This is a genomic window from Paenibacillus sp. P32E (assembly GCF_001909085.1).
Lineage (GTDB): Bacteria > Bacillota > Bacilli > Paenibacillales > Paenibacillaceae > Paenibacillus_AQ > Paenibacillus_AQ helianthi.
Map to the genome: position 1 here is coordinate 25,146 of NZ_LVYY01000002.1, position 16,038 is coordinate 41,183.

Annotated in this window: 12 protein-coding genes; 9 read left to right on the forward strand and 3 right to left on the reverse strand. The window is 47.0% G+C overall.

The genetic code is table 11. From position 1 onward, the window contains the following. Window positions 1–20: 20 nt before the first annotated feature. The 9 genes from A3848_RS02410 (at window position 21) to A3848_RS02450 (ending at window position 5,926) form a co-directional block, all read left to right on the forward strand. Window positions 21–932 carry an EamA family transporter gene (locus A3848_RS02410; RefSeq protein ID WP_074083370.1) on the forward strand — a complete coding sequence of 304 codons (912 nt, stop codon included), beginning with the start codon at window positions 21–23 and terminating at the stop codon, window positions 930–932. Between the two features lie 46 nt (window positions 933–978). After that, complete coding sequence (locus tag A3848_RS02415; RefSeq protein WP_074083371.1) at window positions 979–1,440, forward strand: nucleoside deaminase; 462 nt, start codon at window positions 979–981, stop codon at window positions 1,438–1,440. Between the two features lie 104 nt (window positions 1,441–1,544). Continuing rightward, entirely contained in the window at window positions 1,545–2,726 is a 1,182-nt protein-coding gene (gene deoB / locus A3848_RS02420; protein ID WP_074083372.1) for a phosphopentomutase, read from the forward strand. Between the two features lie 35 nt (window positions 2,727–2,761). Continuing rightward, complete coding sequence (locus A3848_RS02425; RefSeq protein ID WP_083611866.1) at window positions 2,762–2,857, forward strand: hypothetical protein; 96 nt, start codon at window positions 2,762–2,764, stop codon at window positions 2,855–2,857. A 133-nt stretch (window positions 2,858–2,990) separates the two neighbouring features. Continuing rightward, the gene (locus A3848_RS02430; RefSeq protein WP_074083373.1) at window positions 2,991–4,247 is read left to right on the forward strand and encodes a nucleoside permease; all 1,257 of its coding nucleotides are present in this window, start codon (window positions 2,991–2,993) and stop codon (window positions 4,245–4,247) included. Between the two features lie 76 nt (window positions 4,248–4,323). Then, complete coding sequence (locus tag A3848_RS02435; RefSeq protein ID WP_083607106.1) at window positions 4,324–4,695, forward strand: GNAT family N-acetyltransferase; 372 nt, start codon at window positions 4,324–4,326, stop codon at window positions 4,693–4,695. A 179-nt stretch (window positions 4,696–4,874) separates the two neighbouring features. After that, on the forward strand, window positions 4,875–5,012 hold the full coding sequence (locus A3848_RS33385) for a ChbG/HpnK family deacetylase (RefSeq protein ID WP_371916077.1): 138 nt from the start codon (window positions 4,875–4,877) through the stop codon (window positions 5,010–5,012). Further along, window positions 4,949–5,308, forward strand: coding sequence for a polysaccharide deacetylase family protein (locus tag A3848_RS31565; protein ID WP_143192326.1), 360 nt, complete (start codon window positions 4,949–4,951; stop codon window positions 5,306–5,308). Before A3848_RS33385 ends, A3848_RS31565 begins: the two co-directional genes overlap by 64 nt. 315 nt (window positions 5,309–5,623) lie before the next feature. After that, window positions 5,624–5,926, forward strand: a complete 303-nt coding sequence (locus A3848_RS02450) for a MazG-like family protein (protein ID WP_074083376.1) — start codon at window positions 5,624–5,626, stop codon at window positions 5,924–5,926. A gap of 498 nt (window positions 5,927–6,424) precedes the next feature. On the opposite strand, the gene A3848_RS02455 is transcribed toward A3848_RS02450, so the two are convergent. From A3848_RS02455 to A3848_RS02465, 3 genes are all read right to left on the reverse strand, one after another. Then, window positions 6,425–7,666 carry a macrolide family glycosyltransferase gene (locus A3848_RS02455; RefSeq protein WP_074083377.1) on the reverse strand — a complete coding sequence of 414 codons (1,242 nt, stop codon included), beginning with the start codon at window positions 7,664–7,666 and terminating at the stop codon, window positions 6,425–6,427. Window positions 7,667–7,703: 37 nt separating this feature from the next. Next, window positions 7,704–8,963, reverse strand: coding sequence for a macrolide family glycosyltransferase (locus tag A3848_RS02460; protein WP_074083378.1), 1,260 nt, complete (start codon window positions 8,961–8,963; stop codon window positions 7,704–7,706). Window positions 8,964–9,057: 94 nt separating this feature from the next. Beyond that, on the reverse strand, window positions 9,058–16,029 hold the full coding sequence (locus A3848_RS02465; protein ID WP_074083379.1) for a non-ribosomal peptide synthetase: 6,972 nt from the start codon (window positions 16,027–16,029) through the stop codon (window positions 9,058–9,060). Between the last annotated feature and the right edge of the window lie 9 nt (window positions 16,030–16,038).

Sequence of the window (16,038 nt, forward strand, 5' to 3'; positions counted from 1 at the left end):
ATGAGGAAAAAGGCGGCGTTATGAAAGGGTATGTATATGTCATATTAGGTGCGATTTGTTATGGTTTATTATCTACTTTTGTCAAATTAGCCTACAAAGATGGTTTTATCGTTAATGACGTTGTTGGAATACAACTCTTATTAGGTTCGATATTATTATGGGGCGGAGTGCTTTTTACGAAAGGCACGAAGAGTACAAAACAGAAGAAGTTTGTAACACCAGGTAAAAGGGAACTGCTTTTATTAATGACTGTAGGGTCTACAACGGGACTTACAGGAATGTTTTATTATCTGTCCCTTCAATATATTTCAGCTTCATTGGCTATCGTACTCCTTTTTCAGTTTACATGGATCGGTGTGTTGCTAGAGGCAATTATCAATAGAAGATTTCCTGAAAAGGGAAAGCTACTATCCATTATTCCTTTACTTATCGGAACAATAAGCGCAACCAATATATATTCGACTGGAATTTCTGCCGTTCATTGGCTTGGCTTTTTGTTTGGTCTTCTTGCAGCGTTATCTTACTCCATTTTTATACTCGTTAGCGGTAAGGTCGCGGTTAAAGCAAACCCGATTATGAAAACAGCTTTCATGACTACTGGAGGTCTGATCATTTGTTCGATCATTTTACCTCCAACGTTTTTAACAAATGGAAAACTGTTATTACAACTGGCCATACAATATGGGTTTGTTTTAGCTTTTGTCGGTCCCTTTCTTTCCACGCTGTTGTTCTCGAAGGGTGTTCCGTTAGTGGGATCTGGAATAGCATCAATATTGGGGGCTATGGAGCTTCCAACAGCCTTACTAATGTCTGTCTTTGTCCTGAATGAGCACATTGGTGTTCCGCAATATGTAGGGATCGTCCTGATCCTAATTGGAGTATCCTTACCTGGATTACTGAAGAAAAACAAAAAGGGAATTTTAAGCATTTAAAACGTCTTTAGCAAGTTAATAAATATGGATTAGGGAGGAATTTAGAATGACTAACAAAGATGAAATCTTTATGAAACAAGCAATTGAGGTTGCCCTTCAAGCCCGAAAAGAAGGAAATGAGCCTTTTGGTGCAATTTTGGTCAAAAAAGATGAGGTAGTAATGGTTGGGGAAAATAAAATTAATACATTTTGTGATCCAACGCATCATGCAGAAATCGGTTTAATCCGGAAATTTTGTTCTGAAAACAATATATTTGATTTGAACGAATACACTTTGTATACAAGTTGTGAACCTTGTGTAATGTGTTCGGGTGCCATGGTGTGGTCTAACCTGGGCAAAATAGTATATAGCGTATCACATGATCAATTAGCTGAAATCGCTGGGAGCAACATTATGATCGCTTGCAATGAGGTGTTTGAGAAAAGCCCTCAAAGACCTGAACTGGTAGAACAAGTGCTCAACGATGAAGGTTTAAAAGTATTTGATGGATACAAATTTTCTCATTAAATTACTTATTAATAAAACAAATGTATGAGTTCATAGGACAACTTTGCTGCATAGTGGGGCTGTCCTCTTTTATGTGTATTTTAGTCTAAAGGAGTGATTGATTAATGAATATACCATTTCAACGTATTCATATCATTGTTCTTGATTCTGTTGGTATCGGAGAAGCACCAGATGCAGCATCTTTCGGGGACGGGGGTGCTGATACGTTAGGACATATTGCAGAAAGAAGAAACGGATTGAATATGCCCAATTTGGCTGCGCTTGGTTTATCAAACATTAAAGAAATAAAAGGTGTACCTAAGGCGGACCATCCATTGGCTTATTGGACCAAAATGCAGGAAGCTTCTAACGGTAAAGATACGATGACAGGACATTGGGAAATTATGGGTCTGGTTGTTGACAAGCCGTTTCAGGTATTTCCAAATGGTTTTCCTGCTCCATTGATTGAATATCTTGAGAGGGAGTCCGGTAGAAAAATCATTGGAAATAAACCCGCAAGCGGCACTGAAATATTAGAAGAGCTAGGGGAAGAGCACATGAAAACAGGAGCTTTGATTGTCTATACATCAGCGGACTCCGTTTTGCAAATTGCTGCCCACGAAGATATTGTACCATTGGATGAATTATACCGTATCTGTGAGATCGCACGTGAAATAACTAAAAACCCTGAGTATATGGTTGGTCGTATCATAGCTAGACCTTTTATTGGGGAAATGGGAACGTATAGACGTACAGCTAATCGACATGATTATGCATTAAAGCCTTATTCCAGGACAGTCATGAATGAGTTAAAGGATGCTAACTTTAATGTAATAGCCCTAGGGAAAATTTCAGATATATATGATGGAGAGGGCGTTACCGAGACTATTCGAACCGTATCAAACATGGACGGGATGGACAAGTTCATTCAAGTAGCAAAGAAGGATTTCACCGGTTTGTCTTTCTTGAATTTGGTTGACTTCGATGCTCTTTATGGTCACCGGCGTGACCCGGAAGGCTATGGCAATGCACTTGAAGAATTTGATGCTCGGCTACCAGAACTGTTAGACAATCTCACAGAGAAAGATTTGCTTATTTTGACTGCGGATCATGGCAATGATCCGATTCATCATGGGACAGATCACACTCGCGAGTATGTCCCGTTACTCATTTATTCCAAGGCGTTTTTAGAAGGCAGAGAACTGTCTGTTCGCAATACATTTGCAGATATTGGAGCTTCAGTAGCTGATAATTTCGGAGTCGAAATGCCGAAGCATGGCAGCAGTTTTATTCGAGATCTAATGTAACTATAGGTTATATCTTTGCGCTAATTGCTCTAATAATGGGGATACCTGTGCCCGAAATTGTTAAAGCTGGATCAGTCATGGGTACTAAAGAAGCTGTAAATGAATTTGTAGCCATACTTGACTCATTTTAACAGGGACCATCGTAGGGCTGTTTCTTTCCCTTATAGAATTCCTTGAATGAATGTGTAACCCCTTACAAAAGTAAAAAGTACATTGGTTAAGAAACAAACATACAACAAGTTGAGCTCAAAAGGAGACATTAAAATGACAATGAAAACAAGACTTAGAATTATGAATTTCTTTCAGTTCTTTATTTGGGGATCTTGGCTTGTTACCCTAGGTTCCTATATGATAAACACGTTACATTTTACAGGTGCTCAGGTTGGAATAGTCTATAGCGCAAAAGGGTTAGCGGCCATTATCATGCCAAGCTTGGCCGGAATTATTGCGGATCGCTGGATCAAAGCAAACAGACTATATTTAATTTTTCATAGCCTAGGAGCGATTTCTTTATTTATAGCAGCACAAGTTTCAGATCCAACGACAATGTTTTGGGTAATATTTTTTAATTCGGTAGTGTATATGCCTACCAGTGCTTTGACAAATGTTATATCATATGTTGCGCTTGAAAAAGCAGGGCTGGATACAGTGAAAGATTTCCCTTCAGTTCGGGTGTTTGGAACCATTGGTTTCATATCTGCAATGTGGTTAGTGAGTCTCAATGGACTTGAATTAAGCAATATTCAATTATATATAGCTGCAAGTATTTCGCTTTTGCTAGCTCTATACTCACTTACGCTGCCTGATTGCCCAACATCTAACGAGAAGAGAGACAAGTCATGGATTAGTCTTTTGGGCTTGGATGCGTTTGTGTTGTTCAAACAGAAAAGAATGCTCGTCTTTTTCTTATTCTCAACACTTCTAGGGGTTGCACTGCAAATAACCAATACATTCGGCAACCCATTTTTACATGATTTCGGGTTGAATCCTGATTATAAAGATAGTCTAGTGGTACAGTATCCATCCATTTTATTATCGATATCACAGATTTCTGAAGTGTTTTTTATTCTTGCCATTCCATTCTTCTTGCGGAACTTTGGAATTAAAAAAGTTATGCTTATTAGTATGATTGCTTGGTCATTACGTTTTGTATTTTTCGCGTATGGTGGCCCATCTGGATTTGGCTTCACACTCCTCCTGTTATCCATGATTGTGTACGGATGTGCATTTGATTTCTTTAACGTCTCTGGAGCTATTTTCGTGGAAAAAGAAGTTAATCCTCGTATGCGTGCAAGTGCACAAGGTTTATTTCTAGCCATGGTAGATGGAATAGGAGCATATGTAGGAGCTATTCTAAGTGGAAAAGTTGTAGATTACTTCACAGTAGCCGGTGTAAAGGATTGGCAGAATATATGGTTAGTTTTTGGGGCATACACACTCGTACTGGCAATTGTATTCTCTGTTAGTTTTAGATATAAACATGATCGGAATACTATGAAGGATATAACTTCCAGTCATTAATTACTTTATGATGAACGAAAGGCAGCTCCTGTTCCAGCACAGTACGATTTGTATCACTGGCTGACGAAAATGGGGGTTGCCTGCACACCTGGATGAATATATTGATTCCAATGATAGTAGTGCGTTCTTATTCTATTCTGGACAAAAATGCTTAGGGCACATACGACTCGGAGCAGTAGAAGAAACTAAATTCGCTAATATAGATAGACTTATTGTGTTAGAAAATAGCAGAGGACAAGGAATAGGAACGGCTTTGCTGAATAAAGCGAAGGAGTGGGCATTACAAAAAGGGATGAAAGGATTTACACTTGAAACACAGGATGTCAATTTACTCGCTTGCCGTTTTTATTTAAAGGCTGGCTTTGAGATTGGCGCAGTGGATACTTTGCTTTATTCAAACTCCAAATACAAAAATGAAAATGCAGTGTTTTTTTATTCAAAATTCTAATACAGATGGATGAACGGTCAACCTATGGGAATTAAGCTCGGCTATTTGGTAACAAATTAAGAGGAAGGAGGTAGTTAAGAGTGATTCAAGGATTAGGGTTTAGTCCAACTGATCGGGTAGTCATAATTAATGCGGATGATTTGGGAGTGACGCGTTCCACGAATCAAGCTATTATACAAATGTTCCAAAATAATTCCATTACATCAACATCAATAATGGTTCCGGCAGATGCTGCTCACGACGCAGCGCTACAATGTACAAAGGAAAAGGCGATGAATGTCGGAATACATATAACATTGACCAGTCACAACAATTAATTGACGATATAGCGGGACTTACATATCATTTTTCAAGCGATGAAGGTTATGAGGGAGCAAAAAAAGAATTATTGAAACAAATTTATAATCTGAAGCCTGGGATTACACAAATCACTACGCATCCAGCAATTGTATCGGAAGAACTAAAAGAACTGACGAATTATTATGAAAATCGTGAAATGGAGTATCAACTTTATAATGATCCTGATTTGAAAGAACTGATAAAGAACCAAAATATTAAGTTGATATCCTGGAAAGAAATTCGCGATCTTCAGCAGCGGAACGGTTTAAAATAGTCGCCGCTGAAGGCGTTGTTATAGGAAGTGAAGTAATGGACCATGGAGCGGATCTGTAGCCCGTTGGCCGAAATATTGAACCGCTATCCAAAATTCGAGCCATATATAACAGATATTTTTTAGTTTATAATGTAATTCATGAAAGCTATTTAATTACATTTAATAATTTATATTGCAATTAAAAGGATTATATCCCGACATATGAAAGGAGAATATGAATTGCCGGAGATCAATCATAATCCCGACATATGAAAGGGCTTTCTACTTAGACTTATCAATTGCAAATAAAAATTACATATAGGATAGGTGAATAATATGATTGATTTATTACAGTTACAAAAAAGAGTTTATCAGAATAAAGTTGCGAAAGGATTTAATGTTACTGATATTTTCCAAGAATTTTGTTTTATATATGGTGAATTATCAGAAGCTTGCGAAGCTTATCTGAAAAAGAAAGACGATTTGGGTGAAGAATTGGCTGATGTTGCACTCTACTTAATAGGACTTTCGGAACTTCTAGGAATTAACTTGGAAGAAGAGATAATACGTAAAATGGAAATAAATGAAAAAAGAACGTACGAAAATAAAGATGGTGTACTTACAAAAGTAAAAGAATAAAACTTTTCCTCACTCGGCACACAGTATGCACCTCATATAACCTCATATAAAGATAGGGACACATCCAATTGAAACAGGTGACGACGTCATTCCAAGCAAAGAAGCGTAACATTTATTTAATGGACAGAATTCATTTTACTATGTACATATGTACAAAATACGGGTTTTGTGAATAAGTAAGAGGCAAACCAATTAATAACCTAATCAACTCAAGTATTATTACAGTAAGCAAAAAATTACAAAAGCTGCCCTCCATGTGCTGACCAACGGGCAAAGAATTTATCAATGAATGAATTCGCCGAACTTGCGTGAACCGTATGCTTACACCCAAGTCCCCGGTAGGTACTATTGCAGCTTAAGCCAAAAACCCGCGCCCAGCGCGGGTTCCATTAGGCACATGTTCTTAGAGCCTCGTTGGTTGCACAAAAACTAAAATGAAAATAAACATTTCGATCTGATTGATGAAGCTATCGGCAGCTCTAATCAGCAAGATGGATTTCAGACGCTTAAAGCCGAGACATATGCAAGCAGTGTCTCAATACCACTGGCGATCCCTCCGCCGCCGAAAAAGCTTTGTCCCAGAGTACTCGCCTGATGTTGAATACGCTCTTTATTCATCGTTTCGAAGGTGATTTCTTTGAGCTGGGAGGCAGTGATCTCCATATTCCGGACATATACCCCTGCCCCCAATTCCTCCAGCCGGGCGGCGATGGCGAACTGATCCGCGCCCTGGGGCAGCAGCACCATGGGAACTCCGAACACCAAAGCTTCACAGACACTGTTATAGCCAGCATGCGAAATAAACACATCCGCTTCCCGGAGTATTTCCATTTGGGGAACAAAGCTTCGAATTTTCATGTTTTCCGGCGGCTCACCCAATAAAGAGAGATCCATGTTCCGTCCCACGGACATGACGATCTTCGCTTCGCTGTGCTTGAATGCCTCCATGCATTTCCGGTAAAATTCAGGCCGGTCTGTATAGATCGAGCCGAAGGAAATATAAATGAGAGGTAGTCCCCCCTCTTTCTTCCGCTCTTTCCGAAGGAGGGATTCCGGAGCTGCTCCCGGAAACTGCGGGCCCAGGAAGACAAATCGTTCATCGAAAGCGTCGGCATGCGGCTGAAATGCTTTGGACGTGTACACCAGATTCAACTCTTCATTGCCGCTGAACGCGTCGATCAGGCCGAAGCCGTGAATGTGGTGCCTCTGCGCGATTTCCTTGGCAGCCCGGTCCAGTTCGCTGACTGACACCTTCTCCTTGTAATCTTTTTCTTTTATCTTAAAAACATTGTGAATCAGGAAATCCGGATCCCGTTCGAGTAGCTTGTGGTTGATCGCGAAAGTAAGAATATAGCAGGCAACCGGCAGTGCCAGCAATTCCCCGATTTGTTTTCCCCAGAAGGCGTCGCAATCCCGCAAAATATAGTCTGGTGAATCGGCTATGACTTCATGCAGAATGGCATTCATCACGCTTTTACTTTTGCCGATGACTCCCGGTACGAGATATTCAAGCATCATTCGCGGATTACTCAGATAGATTCTCGGGTCATTGTCGGTGAATAATCCCTGCATATCGCCGTAGCTTCGAAACGTAACATCGTATTCCTGCAGAAGCTCCCTGTAGGCCTCGTCGGAATAGTAAATCACTTCTTCTCCCCTTGCCAGAAGTTCCGCCACCAGAGGCAATGTCGGCTTTACGTGACTGAAAAAGGGAAGGCTGAATATCATCACTTTAGCCATGATTCCGATCCTCCGTCCGTTTGTTTGATTACAAGCTTTATGGACAACCCGCGCTCTGAAGTACTTGTCCGTTCAAAAAGGCGAAGATACCGTCCACCGCAAGTTTCGCCCCTCCGGAATTCCGTATCGCCTGCCCGGCCTCCTGACACGATTTGCGATAACGCGGATCGTCGAGAACTTTCCGCGTCATGTCAGCAATATCTTCCGGGGTACAGTCCCGGCTACTTCTCGCCACTCCCGCTCCGATCTCCTCAACGCGGCCTGAAACGGCAAATTGATCCGCCGCTTGAGGAAACATCACCATCGGCACATGATGGTACAACGCTTCGTTTATGCTGTTATGGCCGCCATGAGTGATAAACACATCAGCCATTTGCAACAGGCGGATCTGAGGCATATGGGATCTGACGGTAAAGTTGCCGGGAAGAGCACCCAGATCTGCCGTGTTAATCCGCTGCCCGGTGGACATTACAACCCGCCACCCGTTATCCCTGAACGCATCGATACATTTGGTGTAGAAAGGCAGGCAGTCATTGTACACGGTTCCCATGGATATGTAGACCAGAGTCCCGGAAGACGTTAGTTCATGGAAGTTGTCCCCGTCTTCCTCTTCTTTGCGGATGGATGGTCCCAGAAACAGATAATCGGGACCGAATGTATTTGCGTATGGCTGAAATTCTCGGGAGGTAAAGACAAGATTGAACTCATCAGCTCCCGAAAAGGCGTCAATCGCTTTGTATTCCACCGAGTAAGGACGGGAAAGCTCACGGGCGCAAGCATTCAGAACTTCGCTGAACCGTGTTCCTTCAACCTGCAGAGCGACTTGTCCCGCCGGGTTGCCGAGCACGTTCCGGACAAAAAACTCGGTATGCTGGTCCATAATTGCTTCATTTAAGGCAATCGTCGTAATGTAGCAGATCACGGGAACGTCCAGCATGACGCCGATCATCTTCCCCCAGTAGGACTCACAATCCCGGATAATATAGTCGGGGTCGTCTTCCATGACACGTTCAATCAGTAGGTTCGTCATCCGTTGGTATTTGTCCAGCTTGTGCGGAACCAGTAGCTTCAGGATTTCTATGGGGTCCGTGGAACGGATCGGAATCTCCTCATCAAGCAATCCGATTACATCACCGTAGCTGCGGCAGACGACGCCTTCCATACGGATGAATTTCATATAGGGATCGGCCGTATAGTAATAGACCTGCTCCCCTCTGTCCACGAGCTCTTTCACCAGGGTCACCGTCGGATTGACATGCCCGAAATACGGATAACTGAACACTGCGACTTTTCCCATGAGGCCACGACCTTTCATTAAAAAATACTTCAAGGCCCTCGGACGCAGATTTGTGCCAGCGCCCGAGGGCCTTGATCAATCGCTGCTCCGTCTACTACAGGATTCCGCGTACGGAATCGCCGGAGAGCTTCTTCTTCAGCTTCTCCGCGTCCGCCTCAAACGGAAGTGCGATATCTACCCTGAGAGAAGGTCCCATATGTCTGACATAAAAACAAATGCCATAATGTGCTGCAGTCTCCTCGTAGGACGAAACATCATCTGGACTCCAACTGGTAGTTGCTTCTTCCTGCATGGCGCCAAAATAATTCAGCAGGACCGCCTTGCCGGTCGAGTCCATATCCAGAGCTGCGAAGTTGATATGGTGCGCCGCAGCGGCTTGCGTCAGATCCCTGATCCGACTCAGGATGATTTCGGCCGGTTCGCCGGCGTTCAGGACCACGGGGACATAATCGATAAAGTTTCCGGCAAGATGATAAAAGGTATGGCCACCGTACCTTCTGCCGCCGCTGACCAATTGAACGGACAACTGCTCCATCTGAAGGAAGTCCCGTCCAAACGTAGCCAGCACTTCAAGCACCGTATGCCATCCTTCTTCGGGAAGGTCGCCCGCCAGAGGGATTTCCAGCTCGATGACGGTCGGATGGCTTCTTGGGAAAGTATTCACCTTGCTCTCCAGCTCGAAGAGGTAATGACGGAATGCCGGCAGCTCGAACCGGTTCTCCAGCTCTTCTAGACTGATTCCTTGTGGTCCCTCGTCCAGGAGACGGACATAATCGCGGTATCCCATGCCCGGATTTCCGCCCTCGCTGAACGGAGAAGAAGCGTCCGAAAGACTCAGGGTTTCCGCGATCAGGCTGCAGCTCAGTCCGTCCGACAGCGAATGATGGGACGCATACACCAGGACCCTCTCTCCAGAAACTCCATTCTCGATCAGTACCATCCGATATAATAAGCTGCCTGGAATGTCATAATCAAAGCGTCCGTTATACACTTCCCGGATCATCTGCTTCATCTTCTCTTCTGCTGCAGGACCGTCCAGTCGGAGATAAGGCAGCGAAAGAAGGTTTGGCCGTTCATGGAGGCTCCAGGTTCCGTCCCCCTCCCCTGAAAGAAAGCATCTAAGCATTTCCTGCTCACGGACAAGGTTCAACACCGCAGTCGCGATGTCTTCCCTGCTTCTTTCCGTAGAAACAGGAATTACGGCTCCGACATTCTCGGAACGCCCCAGATGCATGGACTGAATGGCGGTAACTGGAATTTTCCCGATTAACGGGTTTTCGCCCAAATCACGTGCGTAGGCTTGCTGCTGCACAGCAAGATGGTGAAGCAAGTCGGACAACTCCTTTGTCTCTCCGGATTCCGCCTGCATTTTCTCTTGCAAGTCTCTTGGCTCCGGTTGTGGTTCAGTGATTGCCTTTCCCTGACTGGAGCGTTGTAGCAGCAATTCGCCTAGGGCAGCAGCCGATTGCCGGACGAGTAGATCCCTGACATCCACGGAGAATCCTTTCCTCTTAAGAAGAAACACGGCCTTCATGGCCGAGATGGAATCTCCCCCAAGTTCATTGAAAGAATTCTCCACCCCGATGCCCTTATTCTCAAGCACTTCCTCGAACACCTCGATCACAAGCGCTTCCAGCTCGCTCACCGGGTGGCGGAAGCCGCTGCCGGTCTCCACGGATTGCGGCAGTTTGTTCAGCGCCGCTGCATCCACTTTGCCATGCGTTGTCAAAGGCAGAGCTTCCAGCTTCATGAACACAGAAGGGATCATGAAGTCGGGAAGCATTTCCGACAGCATGCGTTTCATCTCCCTCGGCTGCGGCGCCGTCTCCCCGCTGTAATAGGCAATCAGAGTTCCGTGACCTTCCGGTTGCCGCTTTAACAGAACTGATGCGCTTTTTACACCATTCAGCTGATGCAGACGAGCTTCGACCTCGCCCGGTTCCACCCGGTAGCCTCTGATTTTCAGCTGGCTGTCCATTCTGCCTTGATAGACCAGACTGCCGTCGGGAAGTCGCTTCGCCAGATCCCCGGTCCGGTACATTCTCTCGAATCCCGGTATATTGGAGGAGACGAACTGCCGGGCGGTCATCTCCGGCTGATTAAGATATTCTCTAGCCAGACCAACCCCTGCAATGCAAAGCTCGCCGGTTACACCGACCGGAAGCGGATTTAACCCGGCATCCACTATGCAGATCCTGCTGTTTGAAATAGGGAACCCGATCGGTAATTTATGCGGGAGGATCAATTCATCATATTCCCACATCGCAGCGCATACGGACGCTTCCGTTGGGCCGTATGCATTGATGCACTGCATATGCCGTCCCCACTCCCCGAGCATGGTGGCCGAAGGCTCGGACCCCGCCGTAATGACAAGCCGCAGACTCTGAAGTTTATCGGGCTGCAACCGTTCCATGTAAGAAGGCGGGAACGTCGCGATCGTGATCTCCATCTGGTTCGCGTAGCGCTCGAACCATTCCGGATCTCCTATGGTATCCTTCGTTGCCAGGCACAGTGCGCCGCCTGACGTAAGCGCCATCGCGAATTCCCATACGGAGGCGTCGAAAGAGCAGGGAGCAAACTGCAGAATCCGGTCTTTCGGTCCAATCCCAAGCTTAGTGCGGAATACTTCCGGCAGATTGGCCACTCCCGCGTGTTCCAATGCTACACCTTTAGGTCTTCCGGTCGTACCGGAGGTATATATGATATAAGCCCGATCTTCTAGTTGCGGCTTGCGCGCTGGAACATTTCCGCCTTCCTCTGGAAGTTCCACCGCACCTGTTAAGACGGTTCTTCCCATGAAACCGATGTTCCGCTCCTCGGAATCGTCCGTGATCAGCAAGGCCGCTCCGCTGTCCTGAAGCATGTACTGAATTCGTTCCACCGGAAAGGATGGATCTACTGGAAGATAAACCGCTCCCGCCTTCAATACGGCGAGGAAACAGATGATCATGTCGAAAGACCGTTCCAGCTTGATGGCCACGACATCATCAAAGCCGATGCCGTTATGTTCCAGCCACGCTGCCCAGCGACCGGATAAGGCATCTAGCTCCCCATAGGTCAGGTGTGCTTCCCCGAACCGCAGGGCTTCCCGGTTTGAATGCAGTTTCACCTGTTCCGCAAACTGCTCGGGCAGGGTAAGCTTCGGCACATCCATTCTTGTGGAAGCGTGGAAGCCGGCGATTTGCCGATGCAGCTCTTCCGCAGGCAGCAGGGTAATGGAATCCAGCCGCTTCCCGGGTTCTTCAATGACGGATTGTATTATATGCATGAAATAAGCAACGAATCGCTCTGCCGTCTCTTTCCGGAACAGACTGGTGCTATACTCCAAGTCGAAATACAGCACCCCGTCGCCTCCTTCGAAGCCGGCGAGGGTAAGATCAAATTTCGAAATGGTCTGCTCAAACCCGCAGTGTGTGAAATGAAGTCCCCGGAAGTCAAAGCGGTTCTCCGGCATGTTCTGCAGCACGAACATGACGTCAAACAGAGGATTTCGGCCGGTATCCCGGCTGTAATCCAGCTTGCTCGCAAGCTCTTCGTATTGAAAGGCCTGGTTCTCGAAGGCTCCAAGCGCACTCTTCTTGACCTGTGCCAGAAGCTGGGTGAAATCGAGCAGCGGTGACACTGTGTTTTTAAGCGGTACGACATTAACGAACATACCCATCGTCTCTTCCAGCTCCGCCTGCATGCGGCCCGAAACCGGCGAGCCGACAACCAGTTCCTCCTGACCCGATATTTTGGATAGCATGAGACTGTAAGCCGACAACAACAGCATAAACAAAGTAACGCCATGTACGGCGGTCAGCTTCTTCAAAGAAGCCGTAGTGGCAGCATCGATAGTAAAGGGAATCCGTGCCCCTTCAAAATTCTTAAACCTCGGCCTAGGAAGATCATACGGCAAATCCAATACAGGAACCCCATTCTCAAACTGCTTCAGCCAGTATTGCTCCTGCGCCTGAAATTCGTTATGATCCCTTCTTCCCTGCTGCGATACCGAGAAATCCTTATAATGTAACGATATTTCAGGAAGCTTGTCACCGTTGTATAGTGCCGCAAGCTCGTTGATGAAGATTCCCACGGAGGCCCCATCGGCAACGATATGATGAATATCGATCAAGAGGAGGTGTTTCCGCTCCTCCATCCGCGCAGCGCCGATGCGAAACAGTGGACGTGCTCCAAGGTCGAAGGGGCGCACGAAATTTCGGATTGTCTCCTCCGTATTTGTGGGAGGTTCTTCGGTATAGTCCAGGGTAAAGGAACTGTCGGTATGCACCACCTGAACCGGCTCGCCGTTCACCATCTCAAAAGACGTTCGAAGAATCTCATGCCGGGCCGTCAGCATATGAATCGCAAGTTCAAGTCTTTCTCTATCCAGGTCCCCGTCGATTATCAGCGCCTCCGGCATATTGTATGCGGTCGAATGCGGATCATGGCAAAACAAGGCATACATTCGTTTTTGCGCGGAAGACAACGGATACCAGGCTGCCGGTTCCGCCGGAGTCACTGCGTGATAAGACTTCGACCCTTTCTCAACGATCGCTGCCGCCAACGCCCTGACGGTCTGTTTCTCGAAGATGTCATCGATACCGATATTCACACCAAACACTTTTTGGATTCTGGACATCAGCATCGTCGCTTTCAGCGAGTGCCCCCCGACGTCAAAGAAACTTTCTTCGGCAGACACCCGTTTGATCTGCAGGACGTCCGAGAAGATTTCGCACAATTGCTGCTCAATTTCATTTGCCGGTTCACTGAATTCCACATCGAGATCGACAGGTTCCTCAAGCGAAAGGAGCGCTTTCTTGTCCGTCTTCCCGTTCTCGGATAGAGGCATCCGGTCGACCCGGTAGTAACGGGCAAGCTGCATGTAGTGCGGCAGCTCAGCGGCCATGTAAGCCCTTATTTCCTTTGCCTGCACCACTTCACATTGAAGATAGGCGGCAAGCCGGGACGGAATGCCATCTTCTTCTATGCACAGAACGGCTGCCGCCTGAATCCCCGGATAAGCCATAAGGCGCTGCTCGATCTCTGAAAGCTCGATCCGGTACCCTCTCAGCTTGACCTGGGTATCCTTCCGGCCCAGACAGCAGATTTCACCGTCCTCCGTCCATTTTGCCAAGTCTCCCGTTCTATACATTCGTTCTCCAGGGATGAACGGATGGGGAATAAACGCCTCCGCGGTTAATTCCGGACGGTTAAGGTAGCCAACTGCCAGACCGTGACCAGACAAACAGAGCTCACCGGTGATGCCGGTCGGCACCGGCTCAAGCCGCTCATCGAGAATATAGGCGTTCATATTGGCAATCGGACGGCCGATTGCAATTTCCGCATATTCTCCTACATTTCTTTTGAAAGCGGCGACTATACTGGCTTCGGTAGGACCGTATTCGTTCACGATTTCGACCCCGGGAAGCCTTCTCCGGCTTTCCCCGATCAAGGATGGTGCCAACCGCTCTCCAGCCAATGTAATAATCCGAAGGGAGGCTCCGTCTTCCGTGTTCATCTGCTCCAGCAGCAGCTGGTACAGGGCGGGAACGCATATAAAATGCGTGATCCGATGGACATGGATCAGCTGCTTCAGGCGAAGCGGATCTTTCACCTGACTTTCGGTCGGCAGGAACAGGCTGGCTCCCGAGACAAGCGGAGTGAAGAAACCGGTCATGAAGCCGTCAAATGAATAGGAGAAGAGTTGGATCGTCCGGTCCTGAGAATTCAGGCGGTATTCGTTCCTTCTCCAGGAGATGGAGTTCGCCAATCCCACATGCCGGACAACCACGCCTTTGGGTTTTCCGGTCGTACCGGAAGTATAGATGATATATGCCGCCGTTCCACTGATTGCCCTGCCAAGGTTTGCCCCGCTTTCCTTTTCGGCATTCAGGGATTCGCATTCGAGCACCCTTTCCACGCCGGCGAAGACGGGCTTCTCTATATATCGCGAATGCGTAATCAGTTGGCTTACAGAGGCGTCCTCCAGCATGAAACGGATGCGGTCGTCCGGGGTCTGGATATCAATCGGCAGAACACATCCGCCCGCATTCAATACGGCCAGCACCGCAACCGCCGCCTCCACGCTACGCTCCAGATACAGCGCGATGACCTGTCCGGGCTTTGTTCCGCTCTTGACCAGAGCCTTGGCCCACCGATTGACCACTTCATTCAGTTCAAGGTAGCTCATGGTCTGCTCAGGGGTAATAACTGCGATTGCTTCCGGTGTGCGAAGGACCTGTTCCTCGAACAGCTCCATAATATTTGATACACCAGGAAGACTTGCGCCGGAGGCATACTCGGTCAGCAGCCTGTGGCGTTCATCGCCAGACAGCCAACCGCTCTCCTTCACTGGACAGTTGGGAAGAGCGGTCAGCTCGCCGAGCATGTGGATGTACTGTCTGGCGAAGCTTTCCACCGCCTGTCCGGAGAAGAATCGGCTTGATCCGGCAATGATGCCTTGAATAACACCCTTTTCACGGCTGAATTTAACGAACAGACCGCTGGTGTGTTCCTCCGGGTTCGACTCACCGTGAAGCTCCTTCATCGCAAAACGGAGGTGTTTCAAAAAGGAATAATCCCGGTCATGAATCACCTTCATATCCTGTACAACCTTCTCAATGGGATAATTCCCATTGCTGTATGCCGCTTCATAGGTGGCTTTGACCTCGTAGAGCCATTCCCGGAAAGACCGATCCCCTGGCGGCTGATCAATAAGAGGGATCCAGGAAGAACCGCTTGAAGCCACAGCCTGTTGAGCTGGAAGCTTGCGCTGTGGACAGGCTACCGTAATCGATTCGCTGCCCGTATGCTTGTACACCATGCATTTAAATGCGGACAGCATTATCAGGTACAGCGCTTCTGCCGACGCTCTGCTCATCTTCTGCAGACGCTCATCCAGATCCTCAGGTACTTCGAAAGCAGCCTGATAGACAACATGGCCTTCAGCTGAATGTGAGGAAGAGAGCGTAAGCAGCGTCTCTTCTTCTTTCAGCTCCAGCATTTTTTTGACCCAATGCTTCTTTTGTCTTCTCATCTCCTGAACGGAGGGACCGCCCTCCGGAATAACGTCGTCCGTCTTCATTCGTTCTTC